This is a genomic window from Micromonospora sp. Llam0 (genome assembly GCF_003751085.1).
In the GTDB taxonomy this organism is placed as follows: domain Bacteria; phylum Actinomycetota; class Actinomycetes; order Mycobacteriales; family Micromonosporaceae; genus Micromonospora_E.
In genome coordinates this window covers 1,993,160-2,011,383 of the sequence record NZ_RJJY01000001.1, presented here as the reverse complement: position 1 = coordinate 2,011,383, position 18,224 = coordinate 1,993,160, and the positions used below count along the sequence as shown (strand labels likewise).

The 18,224-nt window shown below is 67.6% G+C and carries 19 protein-coding genes and 1 pseudogene; 13 read left to right on the top strand and 7 right to left on the bottom strand.

Annotated elements, in window-relative coordinates; genetic code table 11:
- Positions 1-9: 9 nt before the first annotated feature.
- Entirely contained in the window at positions 10-1,176 is a 1,167-nt protein-coding gene (locus EDC02_RS09035; RefSeq protein WP_123601552.1) for an erythromycin esterase family protein, read from the top strand.
- A gap of 25 nt (positions 1,177-1,201) precedes the next feature.
- Here EDC02_RS09035 and EDC02_RS09030 read toward each other — a convergent pair whose 3' ends face one another.
- Positions 1,202-1,672 carry a DUF6194 family protein gene (locus EDC02_RS09030; protein WP_123601551.1) on the bottom strand — a complete coding sequence of 157 codons (471 nt, stop codon included), beginning with the start codon at positions 1,670-1,672 and terminating at the stop codon, positions 1,202-1,204.
- A 26-nt stretch (positions 1,673-1,698) separates the two neighbouring features.
- On the opposite strand from EDC02_RS09030, the pseudogene EDC02_RS42760 reads away from it, so the two are divergent.
- The 3 genes and pseudogenes from EDC02_RS42760 to EDC02_RS09020 all read left to right on the top strand — a co-directional run.
- A pseudogene (locus tag EDC02_RS42760) lies at positions 1,699-1,857 on the top strand (MerR family transcriptional regulator); the annotation flags it as partial.
- A 52-nt stretch (positions 1,858-1,909) separates the two neighbouring features.
- Positions 1,910-2,539 (top strand): MerR family transcriptional regulator, encoded by a 630-nt coding sequence (locus EDC02_RS09025; protein ID WP_233605814.1) that lies wholly within the window; start codon positions 1,910-1,912, stop codon positions 2,537-2,539.
- Positions 2,536-3,015, top strand: a complete 480-nt coding sequence (locus EDC02_RS09020) for a hypothetical protein (RefSeq protein WP_123601550.1) — start codon at positions 2,536-2,538, stop codon at positions 3,013-3,015. The genes EDC02_RS09025 and EDC02_RS09020 overlap by 4 nt, the downstream gene beginning before the upstream one ends.
- An 82-nt stretch (positions 3,016-3,097) precedes the next feature.
- Here EDC02_RS09020 and EDC02_RS09015 read toward each other — a convergent pair whose 3' ends face one another.
- The 3 genes from EDC02_RS09015 to EDC02_RS09005 all read right to left on the bottom strand — a co-directional run bounded on the left by EDC02_RS09015 (position 3,098) and on the right by EDC02_RS09005 (position 4,915).
- The gene (locus EDC02_RS09015) at positions 3,098-3,820 is read right to left on the bottom strand and encodes a bifunctional 2-polyprenyl-6-hydroxyphenol methylase/3-demethylubiquinol 3-O-methyltransferase UbiG (protein WP_199757554.1); all 723 of its coding nucleotides are present in this window, start codon (positions 3,818-3,820) and stop codon (positions 3,098-3,100) included.
- 423 nt (positions 3,821-4,243) lie between these two features.
- Entirely contained in the window at positions 4,244-4,375 is a 132-nt protein-coding gene (locus EDC02_RS42320; protein ID WP_255500070.1) for a hypothetical protein, read from the bottom strand.
- 45 nt (positions 4,376-4,420) lie between these two features.
- A complete protein-coding gene (locus EDC02_RS09005) occupies positions 4,421-4,915 on the bottom strand; it encodes an endonuclease domain-containing protein (RefSeq protein WP_148083376.1) in 495 nt (164 codons plus the stop codon).
- A 173-nt stretch (positions 4,916-5,088) separates the two neighbouring features.
- Here EDC02_RS09005 and EDC02_RS09000 point away from each other — a divergent pair, with 173 nt between their 5' ends.
- From EDC02_RS09000 to EDC02_RS08960, 9 genes are all read left to right on the top strand, one after another.
- The gene (locus EDC02_RS09000; protein WP_123601547.1) at positions 5,089-5,418 is read left to right on the top strand and encodes a nucleoside triphosphate pyrophosphohydrolase family protein; all 330 of its coding nucleotides are present in this window, start codon (positions 5,089-5,091) and stop codon (positions 5,416-5,418) included.
- A gap of 53 nt (positions 5,419-5,471) precedes the next feature.
- Complete coding sequence (locus EDC02_RS08995) at positions 5,472-6,332, top strand: RimK family alpha-L-glutamate ligase (protein ID WP_123601546.1); 861 nt, start codon at positions 5,472-5,474, stop codon at positions 6,330-6,332.
- 381 nt (positions 6,333-6,713) lie between these two features.
- The gene (locus EDC02_RS08990; protein ID WP_233605813.1) at positions 6,714-7,685 is read left to right on the top strand and encodes a thioesterase II family protein; all 972 of its coding nucleotides are present in this window, start codon (positions 6,714-6,716) and stop codon (positions 7,683-7,685) included.
- A gap of 148 nt (positions 7,686-7,833) precedes the next feature.
- Positions 7,834-8,133, top strand: coding sequence for a phosphopantetheine-binding protein (locus tag EDC02_RS42755; RefSeq protein ID WP_199757553.1), 300 nt, complete (start codon positions 7,834-7,836; stop codon positions 8,131-8,133).
- 117 nt (positions 8,134-8,250) lie between these two features.
- Positions 8,251-10,599, top strand: a complete 2,349-nt coding sequence (locus EDC02_RS08980; RefSeq protein ID WP_123601543.1) for an amino acid adenylation domain-containing protein — start codon at positions 8,251-8,253, stop codon at positions 10,597-10,599.
- Between the two features lie 60 nt (positions 10,600-10,659).
- The gene (locus EDC02_RS08975; RefSeq protein ID WP_123601542.1) at positions 10,660-11,847 is read left to right on the top strand and encodes an NAD(P)/FAD-dependent oxidoreductase; all 1,188 of its coding nucleotides are present in this window, start codon (positions 10,660-10,662) and stop codon (positions 11,845-11,847) included.
- A gap of 192 nt (positions 11,848-12,039) precedes the next feature.
- The gene (locus tag EDC02_RS08970) at positions 12,040-13,188 is read left to right on the top strand and encodes an acyl-CoA dehydrogenase family protein (RefSeq protein WP_123601541.1); all 1,149 of its coding nucleotides are present in this window, start codon (positions 12,040-12,042) and stop codon (positions 13,186-13,188) included.
- Between the two features lie 121 nt (positions 13,189-13,309).
- Positions 13,310-14,449, top strand: coding sequence for a serine/threonine protein kinase (locus EDC02_RS08965; RefSeq protein ID WP_123601540.1), 1,140 nt, complete (start codon positions 13,310-13,312; stop codon positions 14,447-14,449).
- Positions 14,450-14,692: 243 nt separating this feature from the next.
- Positions 14,693-15,034: an RNA polymerase-binding protein RbpA gene (locus EDC02_RS08960; RefSeq protein ID WP_123601539.1), complete on the top strand. Its 342-nt coding sequence runs from the start codon at positions 14,693-14,695 to the stop codon at positions 15,032-15,034.
- A gap of 106 nt (positions 15,035-15,140) precedes the next feature.
- Here the strand turns inward: EDC02_RS08960 and EDC02_RS08955 are convergent, their stop codons facing one another.
- From EDC02_RS08955 to lnt, 3 genes are read right to left on the bottom strand one after another with little or no spacing between them, the layout of a single operon-like run.
- Positions 15,141-15,683: an FxsA family protein gene (locus EDC02_RS08955; RefSeq protein WP_123601538.1), complete on the bottom strand. Its 543-nt coding sequence runs from the start codon at positions 15,681-15,683 to the stop codon at positions 15,141-15,143.
- 56 nt (positions 15,684-15,739) lie between these two features.
- Positions 15,740-16,543, bottom strand: a complete 804-nt coding sequence (locus EDC02_RS08950) for a polyprenol monophosphomannose synthase (RefSeq protein WP_199757552.1) — start codon at positions 16,541-16,543, stop codon at positions 15,740-15,742.
- The gene (gene lnt, locus EDC02_RS08945) at positions 16,540-18,132 is read right to left on the bottom strand and encodes an apolipoprotein N-acyltransferase (RefSeq protein WP_370461528.1); all 1,593 of its coding nucleotides are present in this window, start codon (positions 18,130-18,132) and stop codon (positions 16,540-16,542) included. Before lnt ends, EDC02_RS08950 begins: the two co-directional genes overlap by 4 nt.
- Positions 18,133-18,224 lie beyond the last annotated feature (92 nt).

The following is an 18,224-nucleotide window of genomic DNA, read 5'->3' as shown; positions in this document are numbered from 1 at the left end:
GTTGAAGGAATGGATATCACGGACACCGCCCGACCCGCCGACGGCGCGGGCATCTCGGCATTCCTGCGGTCGCTGCCCGCCCGACCCCTGCTGCTCGGCCTCGGCGAGGCCCGGCACTTCGTGGCGGAACTCGGCCAGCTGCGCAACGAGATCTTCCGGCACCTCGTCACCCACGAGGGCTACCGGTCGATCGCCGTCGAAAGCGACTGCCTGATGGGCCTCGTCGTCGACGAGTACGTCACGACGGGCACCGGCACCCTCGACGACGTCATGCGTCACGGCTTCAGCCACCAGTTCGGCACCTCACCGGCCAACCGCGACCTCGTCAGCTGGATGCGGGCCTACAACGACGACCACGACGACAAACTACGGTTCCACGGCTTCGACGGCCCCCTGGAGTACTGGGCGGCCAGCCCACGCCAGGCACTCACCGGCCTGCACGACCTGCTCGACGGCCCGCCACCGGGCACCCGGGACACTCTCGACACACTGCTCGGCCCGGACGACCGCTGGTCCGACCCGGCCACCGTCACCGACCCGTCCCGGTCGATCGGCCGGTCCACCGACGCCCAACAGCTCCGGCTGATCACCGACGACCTGCTGGCGCTGCTCGACACCCAGGCACCGCAGCTGGACGCCACCGACCGCGAACGGGCGGAACTGTACGGGCGTACCGCCGTCGGTCTGCTCCGCTACCACCACGCGATGGCCGACCCGTCCCCGACCCGGATCGCCCGGCTGTCGGCGCTGCGGGACGCGATGATGGCCGCCAACCTACGGGCCGTCGCCGACCACGGCCCCGCCCTAGTCTTCGCCCACAACCTGCACCTGCAGCGCAACCGCAGCGTCATGTCGTTCGGCGACCAGCAGCTGCGAATGTGGAGTGCGGGCGCGATCACCGCGGCCCGCCTCGGCGACCGGTACGCCTACCTGGCCTCCGCCCTCGGCACCCTCGGCGACGACACCCCACCGCCGGACACCGTCGAAGGTGTCCTGGCCGCCCTGCCGTGGGACACCTGCCTCGTCGAGACCCGCCGACTGACCCGGACCCTCACCGGAGCCGTCCCACGGGTCAGCCCGGACTTCGCCTACTTCCCGCTGGACCCGGCACGGCTCGACACGGTCGACGGCGTCGTGTTCGTCAACCACGTCCCCCGACCGGGCACACCACGGTGACAGCGGGTGGGCGCGCGCCCACCCGCTAACTCCTGCCGGCTTGTCGTCGGTGGTGTGCGCCGGCGTGTCGGTGTGCCGCGCGCAGCAGATCACGCACCACGGCGTCGGTGCGCGGACCGGGGTCGACCACCGCCAGCCAGCCGCCGGCCCCGTACACGGGATGGGCGAACAGGATGTCGGCGGCGGCGGGATCGACCCCGGCCGGGGCGGCCCCGCGAGGCTCGTGCCCGGCGTGCCGCAGGAAATCGTCGCGTCCGACGGCGACGTTGAGCCGGAACACCCCTGGCCGGTCCAGGCGCGACGTCGCGTCGCCCGGGTAGTCCTTGGTCACGATCGTCGCGAACGGCTGCCGCCTGGTCGGGACCGTGCCGTCGGGCGAGACGTAGAAGAACGTGTCGCCCCAGCTGATCGGCGGCGTGCCGTCGCCGGACGCCGGTCTGAGGGTCAGTACGTCGCCGAGACCGGCGACGAACGCGATGATCTCGTCCTGGGTCATACCTCAAGCGTTACATTGCAGTGCTTATGGAGACTTCACGGTCACGACAGCAGGTGGACGAGGCGGAAGGTCTCCACTCGCTGCGAATGCGCACGGTCGACGTCGCCCGGCGGGCCGGGTACGGCGTTCAGCAGATCCGCAACCTGGAACGCGACGGCGTCCTGCCGCCGGCGGCCCGTACCGCCACCGGCCACCGGGTGTTCGGGGAACTGCACCTGCAGTCGGCGCTGGCCTACCGTGCCCTGGCCACGGCGGTGGGCGGCCCGCAGGATCGTCCGGGCCGCCCACCGCCGCCCAGCCGACGGGATGCTCGCCCTGCTCGACGCGGCCCACGCCCGGCTGCACACCGAACGCGCCGACCTGCGACAGGCCCAGCTGGCCGCCCGGGCCATCACCGCCGAACCCCTCGACGACGTACGCGACTGCGACGCGATGAGCATCTCCGAGCTGGCCGCTGCTCTCGGCGTACGCCCGTCGACCCTGCGGCACTGGCACGCCGAGGGTCTCGTCGTGCCCGGCCGCGACCGACCGGGCGGTCCGCGCCGTTACACCCCGGCCCAGGTCCGCGACGCCCGCGTCGTGCACCAGCTACGTCAGGCCGGCTTCCGGGTCGCACCGCTGCGGGCCCTGATGCCGCGACTGCGCGCCGCCGGCCGGTCGGCCGACGTCACCGCCGCGTTGGCGGTCCGCGACGCCGACCTCACCACCCGGTCCCGGGCCCTGCTCGACGCCGCCGCCGCACTGGCCACGGTGCTTACGCTCGCCGCCGCCCCGGGCCGCCGCGCGACGGTCGACCGGCCGGGTCCGGCCGACCGACTACGATCGGTGTCGCCGCGACACGTACCTCTTGCCGGGAGCGACCGATGACCGTCGACGCCACGCTCGCCCGCATCAACGACGGGGTGCAGCTGCACCACCAGCGTGGCCAACGGGACGCCGCCCGTGACCTGTTCACCCGGATCTGGGACGAGATCGGCGGACAGGACGGGGATCCGCTGCACGTCTGCGTCCTCGCCCACGCGATGGCCGACGTGCAGGACGACGTGCACCAGGAGCTGCTCTGGGACCAGCGGGCCCTGGCCGCGGCCGACCTGCTCACCGACACCCGGGTGGCGCAGGCCGGGGTGGCCCTGCCGGTGGCCGGCCTGTACCCGTCGCTGCACCTCAACCTCGGCGAGTGTCACCGCAAGCTCGGTGACCTCGACCGGGCCCGGGAACACCTGCGGCACGCGCAGGCGGGCATCGACGCCCTGGGCGACGACGAGTACGCCCGGCTGATCAGAGCCGGCCTGGACCGGCTGACGCAGCTGCTGGCGTCGGCGTCGGAGAACGCACCGCAGTGATCACCCCGCATCCGTACCGGCTCGCCGACCTCGCAGCCGACGCGGCGCGGATCCCGGCGGCACGCCCGGATCACCGTTGAAATCAGTCCGCGCGCTGACCGATACGCAGGACACTCAGGTACCGGCGTGCCGCTCGGTCGCTCATGCGGGTGCGGATGCGCTCGGCGATGGCGTCGAGCAGCGGCTCGCGGACGTCGTGATCGAGCCTGCGGTACGGCGACTGCGAGCGCAGGAGGTCGGCAAACCCGTCGCCGTCGAACCACTGAACGGTGGGGTACCAGCGCACGATCGTGGGGCCGAACCGGCCGCCAGGATCGTCGACCAGTCCCCAGCCCTCGTCGGTGCTGCGCACGTCGCCCTCAAGCGGCGGACGGCCCCAGTCGGGATTCCCGGGGGAGAACAGTTCGTGGAGATCGGCGGTCTCCGCGTACGCCTCCGGCTCGCCGGGCCGGCGGATGACGACGTGGCCGAGCACCGCCATCCAGCCCCCGGGGTGGAGCACCTCGCGTGCTCGCCGCCAGCCGATCGCAGGATCGACCCAGTGCCACGCTGAAGCTGCCACGAGGAGGTCGAAGCGTCGACCGCGGTCGTCCCACTCTTCGAACGTCGACGACTCGACGGTGACGTTGCCGAAGGTGGCGAGCCGTCGGCGGGCAAGCGCGGCCATACCCGCGCCCGGCTCGATGGCGGTCACCGAACACCCGAGCGCCGCCAGCGAACGGGTCGCCTGACCGGTACCGCAGCCCACCTCAAGCACAGGCGACCTCTCACGTATGCCGGTGATGGTGACGAGGTCGGCGAACAACGCGTCGGGGTACCCCGGCCGGACCCTGTCGTACAGCTCCGGCACCTCGTTGAACACCTGACCGAGGCCACGTCGATCCGCGCCTGCCACCGCACCATCCTCGCCGAGACCGTCGCCGACGTGCCGATTCCGGACAAGCCTACGGATCGACACATCAGATGTCGGCACCCCTGCGGCCCCAAGGTAGCGCAACGTGAGACCAGACCCGTGGTTGACGCCCTGGACCTCCTCGTCCTCACCTGAGTGGCACCCGTGCGCGTTTCGTTGGCGGTTGATCCAGGCGCCTTCGATCCGTTCACCCCGGCGACACCGCGACCTGGTGGCCCGCGCTCCTGCCCCCGCTACGGGCGGACACGCTCAGCTTCGACGCACCACGCAGACCACCTTGCCGGGGATCACCGCGCGGTCACCAGGGGTGACGGGTCAGCGCAGGTTGCGGGGTAGCAGATCCACGGCACCGTCCCGGATGCGCAAGACCTTGACGGTGGTCTCGCCGTCAATCACGTCGGCGATGGTGTCAGCACTGTCGGCTACCGCTTGCTGCGACGTACTCATCGAAGGTCGGCACCGGCTGATGCTTCCGTCGGGCCGGTCGGGGCCTCAACCGGATAACGGCGGCGTCGTAGCCGGCAGGCAGGAGCTGGCCGGCGCACCCGGTGCGACGAGATGCGTTTCCAGATACGCCCGCACCTTGTCCAGCAGAGCGGGGTTCTCCTCGACCGCCCATGTCACCAGATTGCAGCGGTGGCAGAGCAACTGCCGGACGACTCCGCTGCGGTGGTCGTGGTCGACCACCAGGCGCCGTGGCGCACCGCCACGGCCGCGCGCTGTCTCGTACTGACCGCAGATCGCGCACCGCCCTGCCTGGTCGGCCAGCATCTGCTCGTACTGCGCCGCAGTGAGGTTGTACTTCTCACGCAGGACCTGCGCGTGCGAGACGCGGTCGCCGTCCTTGGTCGCGTAGCGGGCACGTTTGTCCGCCAGAATGCAGGCCTTGCATGGTCTGCGGGGCAGAGCCGAGTGCAGCTGGTCGTAGAAGGCGGTGCGTGGCTTCGTCTGGCCACATTTCCGGCAGAACACCATGTCATCACCCACCACTACACCATACAGGTAGTGTGTTGTTGCCGCATAACTGTCATTATGATGTATGCCCCTCAGCCAACCACACCCCTGCCCGGTTTATCGAATTACGGATAACAGTAATCCATTAATCCAGCCGGAGGTGTGGAGCGGAGCCGGGTGGAAGTAAGCCGCCATACTGGTCCGCCATGGACCTGGACGACTATCAGCGCGGCGCCCTCCGCACGGCCGCCTCGCGCGACAAGAAGAACGAGCTGCTCCATCTGGTACTCGGACTCGTCGGCGAATCGGGTGAGATCGCCGAGAAGTTCAAGAAGTGGGTCCGAGACTGCGACAGCGACGAGTCCAGGCTCGACCGGGCCGGCATCGCCAAGGAACTGGGCGATGTCCTGTGGTACGTGGCGACCCTCGCCGACTACCTCGACCTCTCACTGGACGACATCGCGGCAGCCAACCTTGCCAAACTGGCCAGCCGCCAGAACCGTGGTGTCCTCAGTGGCAGTGGCGACGACCGCTGACCCCTGCCGCCGTACGGCCCGACCCGCGTCGGGCCGGGCCGTACGATCAGCACATGGTCACCCGGCTGGCATGGGTCTCGGCCCGCCAGGCACACGGACACGACGAGGACGAACCACTGGCTCTGCCGGCTCTGCGGCGGGCCGGCATCGCAGTCGACGTGGTGGTGTGGGACGACCCCACGGTGCGGTGGGCCGACTACGACCGGGCCGTCCTACGCTCGACCTGGGACTATCCGCAGCGGCTCAGACAGTTCCTCACCTGGCTGGAAGCGGTCGAACAGGTGACGGACCTGCGTAACCCGCTACCGATGCTGCGGTGGAGCCTGGACAAGCACTACCTCGCCGATCTCGACCGGGCCGGGGTGCCCGTCACGCGGACCACGTTCGTGGAGCCGGGACACCGCCCGCACCTTCCCGCCGGCGATTTCGTGGTGAAGCCAGCCGTCGGCGCGGGAAGCCGCCACGTCGCCACGTACGGACCGGCGCAGCACAACGAAGCGTACGCACACGTACGGAGACTGCACGCCGCCGGCACCAGCGTGCTCGTCCAGCCACGGCTTACATCCGTGGCCGACGACGGCGAATGGCCCCTCGTCTTCTTCACCGGCAGGTACAGCCACGCCGCGAACAAACGGGTGGCGCTGCCCCGCACCGACCCGGTCGACGACCTGTTCGTGCCGGAGACCAGCACCCCGCACGTCGCCGACCCGGAACAGATCGCCGCCGCGCAGGAGGCCGTCGATGTGGTGACCGAGTGGTTCGGTGTCCCGCTCTACGCCCGTGTCGACCTCGTCCGCGACGACCACGGCAGGCCATCCGTCCTGGAACTGGAACTGGTTGAGCCTTCCCTGTTCCTGCCCCAGACCACGCCGGACGCACTCGACCGTCTCGTCGCGGCCCTGCAGGCGGACTGACACCCCCACGCTCGACGGACGCGGTCGTCGTCGGGCTCACTCGCCCAGGCGCCGGCCGACGGCGGCGGGACCTGCGAACCCGCCACCACCCGTGCCCCGTTACGGACCCTCGACCTGCCGGGCGTCACGGTCACCGCGGACGTGTCGCACACCGTCAGGGCGGCCGCTGATCTCACCCACGACCGTGCCGGCCAGTTCATGTTCAGAACCGGAACTCACTGTTCGACGTTCGGCATCCACATCGGATAATGCCACCCGTCTCGGAAGTGTGAGAAATACCCATCGAATAACGGCATTTTGACGAGGTCGCCGCGACCGACTGGTACGCGAATTTCAGTGCAGTCCAGGGCATAGAAGCAGGTCACAGCCATATCATGAATGATGATCATCTACGTGACCCACCTCGGGTCTTCCTCTGTGACAGACGGCATGGTAGAAAGTTCAAGCAACTCCTTCTCGTGCACTCTGGAGAACTCTCATGGTGTTGTTAGGAAAAAATTCACTTCCTCGCGCCGCCATCATTCGCCATCACGCTTTCCGCTCACCGAAGGCAGCCCCACCGACTTCTTCGAAGAGCTTAGTGCAATGAAGAATCCGGTGGAAAATCGGTGGATTCGCCGCTTCCGTGATGGCGACGAATGCAGAACGAAGCTGCTCTGTTTTCCTCACGCCGGTGCCGGGGCAAGCACTTACCGCACCTGGCCAGCAGGACTGCCATCGGACGTCGGCGTCATGGCTGTCAGATACCCGGGCCGGGACGATCGGTTCGACGATCCGTACTCACCCGGGCTGGAGCCTCTCGCGGATGAGATCGCCGACGCGCTCGGCGATCTCGCACAGACGAGATTGGTACTCTTCGGCCACTGCATGGGTGCTTCGGTGGCACACGAAGTGGCGCTACGCCTCCAGGATCGAGACTGCCCCCCGGCAGCCCTGTGCGTGTCCGCGAGACGACCGCCCCAGGCGCTGGCCGGCCGCCGTACGGACTACGGCACCGACGAGGACATCATCGCGCATGCCGTGAGCCTGGACGCAAACAGTGCTGTGGTCTTCGACGATCCCGACCTGCGGGAGGCAATGCTCCCTGCCGTCCTCGCCGACTACCACCTGACGGCAGGCTATTCCGGTGGCCAACGCCCTCCGCTCTCCTGCCCGATATACGGGTACGCCGGCAGCGATGATCCCGAACTCAGCCCGGAGCAGATGCACGGCTGGGCAGACATGACGCATGACGCCTTTCAGTTCCAGGTGCTACCTGGTGGACATTTCTACCTGAAGTATGAAGAAGCCATGCTGCTTGCGGACTTGTGTGACGTACTGAACCTCGCCAAGCTCGGCACGATGACCGCATGAGGTGCTACTTCGTGGGCTGTTCCTTCCGGAATTCTCGGAATCAGACACACATACGCCGCAACAAGCTCAGCAACTGAACACGGAGGTCCATCGCTCATCATCAGACTGCCGTTCCTTACAAAACCAATCAACTGGACAGGGATAGACGATGGAAGCCTCAATGAATTCTCCGCATGCTGATGAACAGGCCCCGGTTCCATCCGAACTCATCCATCTTGTCCGTTCCGTCTGGCGAAATACGCTTGGTCACGACACGTTCAATGACGACACCAGTTTCTTTGACGCGGGCGGCGACTCGTTCGTGCTCATCTCTCTCGTCGCGAAGCTCGCGAAATCCTCCGGACTCGCAATCAAGGCCACTCACGTCCTCCGATCCCCAACCGTCCAGGGCCAGGCCGCCGTCCTCAGTCAACTGATGAGCGAGAATCTCGGGAAAACCTCAGGTTAACCCGCAATGGGCTCCCGCCCGCTTGTGGAAAATCGTGGTACTTCCCTCCAGCCTGGGTTCCGTACGGCTGTTTTCGCAGCAGCGAGGGGGCAAGACGTCCGGCAGGAGAGGTGACTGATGGAAACACTTGACAACCAGGAAGAGCAAACAATCGAAATGTGGCTGGAGAGATTGGCGGGAGTGCCGACGGTTCTGGAAATACCATCAGACAATCCCCATCCGCGTCATGACACGCGCAGCAGTCGACTCCCCATCGAAATATCCGCGGAAACCACAACGCTACTGCGTAGGCGATCGCAAACATCGAGCGTGCCTCCACTCTCCATTCTCTTGGCTGCATTCGGCCTCACGCTGAGCAGATTGACCGGCGCAAGCACTCTACTTGTCGGCGTCGGCAGTGTCAGCAAGCCTGTTCCGGTCCGTCTGGATGTCAACGATGACTTCGGACCGGAAGAGTTCATCCATGCCGTCCACGAGTCGCTGACATGGAGTCTGGACAGGGGAAATGTTCCATCCGGTACAGTCGCAGCACGGCTGGGCATGGAACAGCACGGTCGACGTCATCCGCTCATCCAGACCTTCTTTGCCGTGCATGGCCGGGAAAGCCCGGAGGAGATTAACGCTGAGCCTGCTACGACCCGAGCTGGGGAAGTCGTTGCCGTCAGATCCGAGTTCGATATCGCTATAGAAATGAATGACTCAGTTCAGTCATTCTCAGGATACGCAATCTTTGCAACGGGTTTGTGGGACGGTGGCGAGGCGGAGAGGTTCGTCACGGATTACCTGGCCGCCGTGGACCAGCTTCTGGATTCGATGACGGCAGACCCATCCGACATCACGCTGGCGGATGTACGGTGTATCTCCGCCGAAGCGCGGAAGATTCTCCAAACCATCAATCAAACGAGTCGCGTCTTTCCTTCTTCATCCGTGGACGAGCTTTTTCGCCGCGCGGCCCAGCGATGGCCGGCTGCACCTGCCGTGCGGGACGCAGAGTCGGTGCTGACCTACTCTGAATTGGCCGTGGCCGCAACTGAACAGGCGCATCTACTGCGCGCTGCCGGCGTCCGAGAGGGCGATACCGTGCTGATCGGAGTTCCACGGTCGGTGGCGGAGACAGTCGCAGTGCTGGGGACGCTCTGGACGGGCTCCATATATATTGGGATCGACCTGTCGCAACCCGATTCCCACACTGCGAAGATAATTGCCAAGGCTTCTCCCGCTGCTGCGATCGTCGCCGACGACGGGACTAGCCGCATCGCCTCGCACGACGTACGTTTGGTCAGTTCATGGCATCGAGGATGGGTGGCCCAGGGCAAGAGTGTATCCCCCGTCCGTCCCGACCCCAACCGGCTGGCGTATATTGCCTTCACATCTGGCTCGACAGGTGAGCCCAAAGGCGTGGCGATCCCGCACCGCGGCATCATCCGACTGGTACACGGTGGGAAATACCTGACGCTGGGCCCGGGTGAACGCTTCCTTCGGATGTCGCCACTCGCATTCGATGCCTCTACGCTTGAAATCTGGGGCAGCCTGCTGACGGGCTCGGTCCTTGAAGTCTGCCCACCGGACCACCTGTCCCCGATGGAAATAGGCGATTTTCTTGCGGAGCGTCAAATAACCGTAGCCTGGCTCACCGCAGGTCTCTTCAGGCTTGTTCAAGAATTCGCAACAAAACCATTTGGCAGCCTGCGGCACCTTTTGACCGGTGGCGATATCGTTCCCCACGAACAGATCAAACAAGCCCTGACGGAAAATCCGGGTCTCGTGGTCACAAACGGCTACGGTCCAACCGAAAACACCACCTTCACGACAGTACACTCGGTTCGCGATTCGACAGAAATTGATGGACCGATTCCCATCGGGATACCCGTCCCGGGAACGCGGGTATATGTTCTGGACAAACGTGCAAGGCTGCTGATGCCCGGAGCTGTCGGTGAGTTGTACTGCGCCGGAGAAGGTCTTGCCGCCGGCTACTTCGAGGACGAAGAGGGAACCGGCGAGGCGTTTGGCTCATTCTCGCCTGACGTTCCTGAGCGACTTTATCGAACAGGTGACATGGTGCGCATCGACGCGGCTGGTCGACTCCGCTTCCTGGGGCGGGAGGATGACCAGGTGAAGATCCGTGGATTCCGTATTGAGCTACCTGCGATCAGTGAGTCTTTGAACGCTCAGGAGGAAGTAAGAAACTCGGTCGTGACGGTCACGGACGGCGACAGTGTTGACAAGAAGCTGATAGCCGCAGTTGAGCTGAGGCCAGGGAAGGCTATCACACCCGCCGAGCTGAGTGAGCGCTTACGTGACCACCTTCCGTCCTACATGGTCCCCCCGCTCTGGGCGGTTGTGGATCAGATGCCTGTCACGGCAAACGGGAAAATCGACCGACGCCGACTCTCGGCCATAGCCAGACCTGTCAGCTGGTTCGCAAGCAGCGCCAGGATTCATCAGAGCGAACCGTCAGCAAAATGATCCGCTTCTCTCTGTCCCTCTCCGAGCCAGGCTCGCCAACGTCCGTTATGAGGCATCCTCATGTACGACGCCATCGTGGTGGGGGCGCGCTGCGCTGGCGCACCTACCGCAATGTTGCTGGCCCAAGCGGGCTACCGGATACTCGTGCTCGACAAGTCGGCGTATGGCTCCGACACCCTCTCCTCGCATCTCATCCACCAGCCCGGAGTCGCGGCACTCGCCCGCTGGGGGTTGCTGGAACAGGTCCGAGCCTCGGGTTGCCCACCACTGCAGCGAACGACCTACCAGGTCGCCGACATCCGCATCGAAGGGTACGCCCGGGGCGCGTCGGGGCAGCCAACGGAATTCGCCCCCCGGCGCCGTGTCCTGGACGCCCTGTTGGTGGACGCGGCCGCCACGGCCGGTGCCGAGTATCGTGAACGCTGCCGGGTGACCGGCCTGCTGGGAGACGGAGCGGGCCGGGTCATCGGCGTCGAGGGCCGGCAGGGAAGCCTGAGCTTCACCGAACACGCGCGTCTGGTGATCGGCGCGGACGGTATGCGCTCCACCGTGGCCGAGCTGGTGGAGGCCCCACACAGCGTGCAGGACCCGCTGCTGACCTGCGCGTACTACATGTACTGGCAGAACCTCCCCGCCGAACTGGAACTGTACGAACGGACCGGTAGCTGGGTCGCGACCGTGCCCACCAACGACGACGCCACCCTCGTCCTGGTCTACTTCCCGCAATCCCGCTTCGAGGAGGTCCGCGCCGACGCACGCCGCGCTTACCAGGAGCAGATACGCACCACCACGCCGGCACTGTACGAACGGATGCGGGCCGGCACGCCCGTGGAGCGTCTGAGCGGCAGCGGCGACCAGCGAAACTTCTTCCGGCAAGCGGCAGGGCCCGGATGGGTACTCGTGGGTGATGCCGGACACCACAAGGACTCCATCACGGCGCGAGGCATGAGCGACGCTTTCCTGCAGGTGGAAAACCTGGTGCGCGAGGTAGGAGGCACACTCGGCGGCGACCCTGAGCAGCTCGACGCGGCCCTGGTTCGATTTGCCAGGGACCGGGACGCGACACTCGCCGCAGGCTACCAAGCCACGCTCGGCGTCGCTCGGCTCGCCCCTGCCCACGAGGAACGGCTTGCCCTGCTGCGGGCCGTGCAGTCCGATCCGGAACTCGTCGGCATCTACCTCGACGTGGTAGCCGGAGTCACATCGATCGATGCGCTCTACACGCCCAAACTGCTCGCCCTCCTGTGATGCCGCTCAGCGACGCGCGGATCACGTCGAGCTCCAGGCGTAGTACGGGACATCGGCGGGACAGGGAGAACGTCCTGCGGTCGCCGTGGAAGCTGGCTGTCGATCACGGGACCTCGCACCCGTGGCTGTCGAGGTCAACGAATCGTGGCTCAAGGTCAAGTGGATCTTCGATCGATCCGGGAGTGATGAACAATGGCAACTTTCACCGCCGAGCACAATGCCTTTCGTCAACTGGTTCGCGACTTCGCCGAAAAGGAAATCGGACCGTACGCTGAGGAATGGGAGGCAAATGGAATCTTCCCCGCACACGAACTGTTCATGAAGATGGGTCAACTCGGCCTGCTCGGCGTGGAGTATGACGAGAGGTACGGCGGCCAGGGCGCGGACCACCTCTTCACGGTGATCCTGCACGAGGAGCTCGGCCGCGTGGGCCCCTGTGGCGTTGCTGTGGGCATCGGCGTCCAGACAGACATGGCGACCCCGTCCCTGCACCAATTCGGCAGCGAGGAACTCAAACACAATTACCTGGTCCCGGCGATCAAAGGCGAGGCGGTCTGCTCTGTCGCGGTGACCGAGCCCGATGCGGGATCCGACGTAGCCGCCATACGCACCCGCTCGGTGCGCGACGGCGACAACTGGGTGATCAACGGCTCGAAGCTCTATGTCACCAACGGCATCCAGGCCGACTGGATCTGTCTGCTGGCCCGCACGTCCGACGAGCCCGGAAATGGCAGCTTCACGCAGATCGTCGTCCCTACCGACACACCTGGCTTCCAAGTCCACCGCAAGCTCGACAAGCTCGGCATGCGCTCCTCCGACACCGCCGAGCTGACATTCACCGACATGCGGGTCCCGGTCAGCAACACGATCGGCGAGATCAACCTGGGCTTCTACCAGCAGATGAGCCAATTTCAGAACGAGCGCCTCGCGTTGTGTTACGCCGCGGTCGGCAGCATGGAGACGGCCCTGACCCGGACTGCGGATTATCTGAAGACCCGCCATGCCCATGGCAAGCCCTTGATCGACAACCAGTACATCAACTACACCCTCGCGGAGCTGAGCGCACGGCTGGACATTCTGCGGCACTACAACTATGCAGCCGCGGATGCGTACATCCGAGGCGAGGACGTGCTCCGGTTCGCGTCCGTCGCGAAACTTGAGGTGGGCCGCCTGGCCCGCGAGATCTCCGCTACCTGCCTGCAGTTCCACGGAGGTGTCGGGTACATGGAAGAGATGTGGACCGCCCGGCACTTCCGGGACAGCCCCGTATGGTCGATCGGCGGCGGGCCAGACGAAGTCATGCTGTACGTCCTGTCCCGCCTCGACGGCTACCACGCGTAAGAAGGCGACCGGAACCGGCCACAGCGCCCCGGCGGTCAGCTCCCTCGACCAGATCAGCGCAGCGGCCGCGTCCACCACCGCAGCGGTCCGGATCCACCCCGGCAATTACACTTCGGCGGCGATGGACACCCCACAGCCGGACCCCGAGACCGCCACCCGGCCCTGCGCACACTGCGGCGCACCCGTACCGCAACGGGCAGCCGCCGGCCGCCCCTTCCGGTACTGCCGCGACAACGACGGAGCCTGCCAACGCGCCTCCCGCGCCAACCGGATGCGCCGCCGCGACGCCCCCGGCCTCGCCGGCCAGATCGCCCGCAGCTGGGAACTCGTCGACCGCCTCGACCAGATGGTCGGCACCCTCACCGAGACACTGCACGCCGAACTCTCCCCGGCCGGCGTCGACCGACGCGTCGCCGAAGTCCGGGCCGAAGCCGCCGCCACCCTCGCCGCCGCCCAAGCCGAACGCGACGACGCGCGGCAGACAGCCGAAGCCGCCACCGAAGCCGCCACCCGGGCACAACAGACCGCCGCGCAGGCCGCCGCCCGAGCCGAAACCGTCGAGACACGCGCCGAAGCCGCGATCGCCGAAGCCGCAGCAGCCCGCCAGCAGGCCGCGCAGGCACAGACGGAACAGGCCGCCGCGCAGCAACGGGCCGCCGCCGCCGACGCACTGCTGCGGCAGGCCGAACACGACCGCGACGCCGTCCGCGAACAACTGGACCAACTGACCCGGCAACGTGACGACGACCGACGCGTCATCGACGAACTCACCCGGGAGGCCGCAGCGGCCACCGCCGCAGCAGCCGACGCCGGCGAAGCCGCGCGCACCGCCGACGGCCACCGCCGGCAGGCCGACATCCGCGCCGACCGGGCCGACGCGCAAGCCGAGGCCGCCCGGGCAGACGCCGCCCGGGCGCACACAGAAACCGCCGCCGCGCTCGAGGCGCTGCACCAGGCGCGCGCAGACATCGACCAGTGGCAGCGGCGGGCCGACGCGGCACAGCACGATGCCGACACCGCCCGTGCCGACACCGACACCGCCCGCGCGCAGACCACCGCCGCCGTCGCCCGCGCCGACCAGGCCCGACACACCGCGACAGAGCTGGCCGCCGCGCTCGACACCGCCCGGACCGAACGTGACAACGCCCAGGCCCGGGTCACGGAACTGTCCCGCCAGGTCAGCGACCTCGCCACCGCGCTGGCAGCGCTCAGCACCACCCACCGGCCGGTCGACACCCCCCCGGCGGCGCCCGCACAGTGACCTACATCGCATCCACATCGTCACCGATGTGCCAGACTTCGTTAACGCCATGTTTCACCCCGGCGGCGACGGCGTCCGCGCACCGGTGACACGGCAGCAGCGAGCATCGGCCGGATACGCTCGCACACGTCCGGGCGCGGGCCCTGCCGCTACCAGGCAGCGCCCGCGGACAGCGGGAATCGCCCGCCCCGTGCACATCGTTACACCTGAAGACCAGCACCACGACCGAGGGGATAGCCGATCATGGGCGAGCGCATGCTGCGCGGAAGCCGTCTGGGAGCAGTCAGCTACGAGTCCGACCGCAACACGGAACTCGCGCCGCGCCAGACCCGCGAGTACCTCTGCGCCAAAGGCCACCAGTTCGAGGTCCCGTTCGCCGTCGACGCAGAGGTGCCGGTGACCTGGGAATGCAAGTTCGACGGCAGCGTCGCCCGGCTGGTCGACGGCAGCGAACCGGAGCAGAAAAAGGCCAAGCCGCCGCGCACCCACTGGGACATGCTCCTGGAACGGCGGTCGATCGCCGAACTGGAGGACATCCTGGCCGAACGTCTGCAGGAGGTCCGCAACCGGCGCGGCGGCGTCTGACCGCCCAGCCCCGCGAGGTCGTCGGCGGGTAGCCCAGACACCCGACGCCCCTGACGCCGTACACCGGTGTCAGGGGCGTCGGCACGCTCCCGGCCGGCGTGTCCGCTCACCGCGGCGGGTCGACGATCTCGCCTTCGATCGTCGGACCAGCCGCAGCGGCCTGCTGTGCGGAACCGGAACCGTCCGCAGACCCCGCCGACGGGCGGTCCGCCGCCGACGGCGGCGGCGGATACACCCGCACCCGGCGCGGCCCGAACATCTCCCCGGCCGCCGCCGACGACATCCGCCGCTCCGCGGCGACCTGAACCCGCCTCCGCACCACCCGCCGCACCTGCGGCACCGCCAACACACCACCGAACACGCCACTGACCAGCCCCGGCGTCGCCAACAACACGCCAGCGACCAGCCCGAGCAGACCGTCACTGACCTGCTCGCCGGGTGGTCGACCGGACTGCGCCGCCGCCCGGAAACTCCGCCAGGCACGCATCCCTTCCCGACGCAGCAGCGCCATACCCGCCAGCGAAGCGGCCAGCACCAGCAGCAACGCCCACCCGTAGCCGATCTGATGGGCGATCAGCAGGAAAACGGCGACCTCCAGCACCAGACCGGCCGCCAACGCCAACGGGATCAACCGCACTCCCCGGCGCATGTCACCTCCTGCGAACGTGGCGTCACGTCACCTGTCCAGCATGACACGCGCCGCCGTCACGGCCAGCGCGCCGGCGCCGTGTCTCGACGCCGACCGGTCAACCCGTCCCGGCGGGCCCGAACCCCCCAGACGGTCACCCGCCACAACGCCTCCCGCACGATCGACGCGCTCATCTTGCTCGCGCCCTGCTCCCGCTCCGCAAACGTGATCGGCACCTCGACGATGCGGAACCCCTCACGGTGCGCCCGCCAGGTCAGCTCCACCTGGAACGAATAGCCCTGCGACGACACACTCGCGTAGTCGATCTTGTCGAGCACCGCGATCCGGTACACCCGGTAACCACCGGTCGCGTCCCGCACCGGCATACCCAACGCCAACCGGGTGTACAGATTCGCCCCCTGCGACAGCACCCACCGGTGCCGGGGCCAGTTCACCACCTCACCGCCCGGCACCCACCGGGAACCGATCACCACATCGGCGTCCCGCGCCGCGTCCAGCAGCTGCGGCAACTGCTCCGGAGCATGCGACCCGTCGGCGTCCATCTCGACCACCGCGTCGTAGCCGCGCTCCCGCGCCCAGCCGAACCCGGCGACGTAGGCCGCGCCGAGACCCTGCTTCCCCGGCCGGTGCAGCACATGCACCTGACCGTCCGCGGCGGCCAGCTCATCGGCGACCGCCCCGGTTCCGTCCGGCGAGTTGTCGTCGGCGATCAGCACGTCGACCTGGGGCACGGCGTCGCGGATCCGGGCGGTGATCAAACGTACGTTCTCCGCCTCGTTGTAGGTGGGGACGACCACCAGCACCCGACCGACACCCGGGTAGCCCTCCGGGCCACCGCCCGCCGACACCGCCTCGCTCACCGTACCTCCGTATCCGAACTGACCACCCGCCGCCGCAGCCACACCGCGGCGACCAGCACCGCGCCGGCGAACACCACCAGCACCGCTTCGGGCCAGAAACCCATCCGAGTCGCAAGAGTACGCGTCGCCCCGAGCTCGAGCTCACTCACCACGGCGGCCGCCGTGTTGAACCGGGTCGGCTGCGACACCCGCCCATTCTGATCGACAAAGGCCGATATGCCAACGGTCGACGCCATCAACCCGGCCCGACCATGCTCCACCGCCCGCAACCGCACCATCGCCAACTGCTGCGCCGCCTCGGCCTCATTGAACGTCGCGTTGTTCGTCTGAACCGCCAACACCTGCGCACCACCGGTCACCGTGTCACGGACCAACCCGTCATAGGCCACCTCGAAACAGATGATGCCGCTGACCGCCACCGGACCCACCCGCAGCACACCCGGCTGCGAACCGGCCACGAAATCCGCCCGCACCAGATCCACCTGGTCGGTGACCATCCGCGCCAACCGCCGAAACGGCACATACTCAGCGAACGGCACCGGATGCCGCTTCACGTACACCTGCTCGACGTCACCACCGGAACCCGGCTCCCACACCAGACTCACGTTGCGCACCTCCCCGACACCGGGCCCGTACGCCAACGCACCCACCAGGATCGGCACCCCCACAGCCGCCGCCGCCTCATCGATACTCGCCGCCGCCCGCGCATCACGCATCGGATCCACGTCGCTGGCGTTCTCTGGCCACACCACCAGATCCGGCGCCGGCACCTCACCGGCCGCCACCTGCCGCGCCAACCGGACCGTGCCCTGCACATGGTTGTCCAACACAGCCCGCCGCTGAGCGTTGAAATCCAACCCCATCCGCGGCACGTTGCCCTGCACCAGCGCCACCACCACCGAACCCGACGACCCGCCCCCCACCGGCACCAACCCACCCACCAGCAGCACCAGCACCGCCACCACGACACCCCCGGCCACCGGCGCCAAACCCCGCCACGAACGCCAGGAACGCCACACCCCCGCAGCCAACACCCCACCGGCCACCGCCACCACGAACGTCACCAACGGCGCCCCACCCACCGCCGCCCACGACAACACCGGCGAATCACCCTGACTGAACGCCAACCGCCCCCACGGGAACCCACCGAACGGCGTCCGACCCCGCAACGCCTCCTGCCCCACCCACAACAACCCGGCCACCACCGGCCACAGCACCACCCGGCGACGATCCACCACCGGAGACACAAACGCCGCCACCGCACCCAGCAGCGCCAGATAACTGGCCTGCAACCCCGACAGCAGCACCCACGGCAAACTGCCCGTGTGCAGATTCGTCCAACTCAGCAACGGCGCGAAGAACACCACCCCGGCCACGAACCCCAGACCCGCACCCGCCCGCAACCGACGCCGATGCACCGCCACCGACAACGCCGCCACCCCCACCGGGGCCGCCCACCACCAGCCGTACGGCGGAAAAGCCACCAGCAGCGCCACGCCCGCCAACACCGCCAGACCGGTCGCCCACGGCAACCCCAACGGGCCACCCACCGCCGCGACCGCTACCGGCCGCGACCGCTCCGGCGCCACCGCCGTATCCACCGTCGCCACGTCGAAGCCCCACCCGCCCGCCAGGCCACCACCCACGGCAGCCACCGATCCGTCCGACGAAGGCTACCGGC

What these genes read in the sequence shown, in the direction of transcription:
- EDC02_RS08970 (WP_123601541.1), top strand. Translation starts at nt 12,040, where the DNA reads ATGGCAACTTTCACCGCCGAGCACAATGCCTTTCGTCAACTGGTTCGC.
- EDC02_RS08980 (WP_123601543.1), top strand. Translation starts at nt 8,251, where the DNA reads ATGGAAACACTTGACAACCAGGAAGAGCAAACAATCGAAATGTGGCTG.
- EDC02_RS09000 (WP_123601547.1), top strand. Translation starts at nt 5,089, where the DNA reads ATGGACCTGGACGACTATCAGCGCGGCGCCCTCCGCACGGCCGCCTCG.
- EDC02_RS08960 (WP_123601539.1), top strand. Translation starts at nt 14,693, where the DNA reads ATGGGCGAGCGCATGCTGCGCGGAAGCCGTCTGGGAGCAGTCAGCTAC.
- EDC02_RS08975 (WP_123601542.1), top strand. Translation starts at nt 10,660, where the DNA reads ATGTACGACGCCATCGTGGTGGGGGCGCGCTGCGCTGGCGCACCTACC.
- EDC02_RS42320 (WP_255500070.1), bottom strand. Translation starts at nt 4,375, where the DNA reads ATGAGTACGTCGCAGCAAGCGGTAGCCGACAGTGCTGACACCATCGCC.
- EDC02_RS08990 (WP_233605813.1), top strand. Translation starts at nt 6,714, where the DNA reads ATGATCATCTACGTGACCCACCTCGGGTCTTCCTCTGTGACAGACGGC.
- EDC02_RS09020 (WP_123601550.1), top strand. Translation starts at nt 2,536, where the DNA reads ATGACCGTCGACGCCACGCTCGCCCGCATCAACGACGGGGTGCAGCTG.
- EDC02_RS08955 (WP_123601538.1), bottom strand. Translation starts at nt 15,683, where the DNA reads ATGCGCCGGGGAGTGCGGTTGATCCCGTTGGCGTTGGCGGCCGGTCTG.
- EDC02_RS08995 (WP_123601546.1), top strand. Translation starts at nt 5,472, where the DNA reads ATGGTCACCCGGCTGGCATGGGTCTCGGCCCGCCAGGCACACGGACAC.
- EDC02_RS09035 (WP_123601552.1), top strand. Translation starts at nt 10, where the DNA reads ATGGATATCACGGACACCGCCCGACCCGCCGACGGCGCGGGCATCTCG.
- EDC02_RS09030 (WP_123601551.1), bottom strand. Translation starts at nt 1,672, where the DNA reads ATGACCCAGGACGAGATCATCGCGTTCGTCGCCGGTCTCGGCGACGTA.
- EDC02_RS08965 (WP_123601540.1), top strand. Translation starts at nt 13,310, where the DNA reads ATGGACACCCCACAGCCGGACCCCGAGACCGCCACCCGGCCCTGCGCA.
- EDC02_RS42755 (WP_199757553.1), top strand. Translation starts at nt 7,834, where the DNA reads ATGGAAGCCTCAATGAATTCTCCGCATGCTGATGAACAGGCCCCGGTT.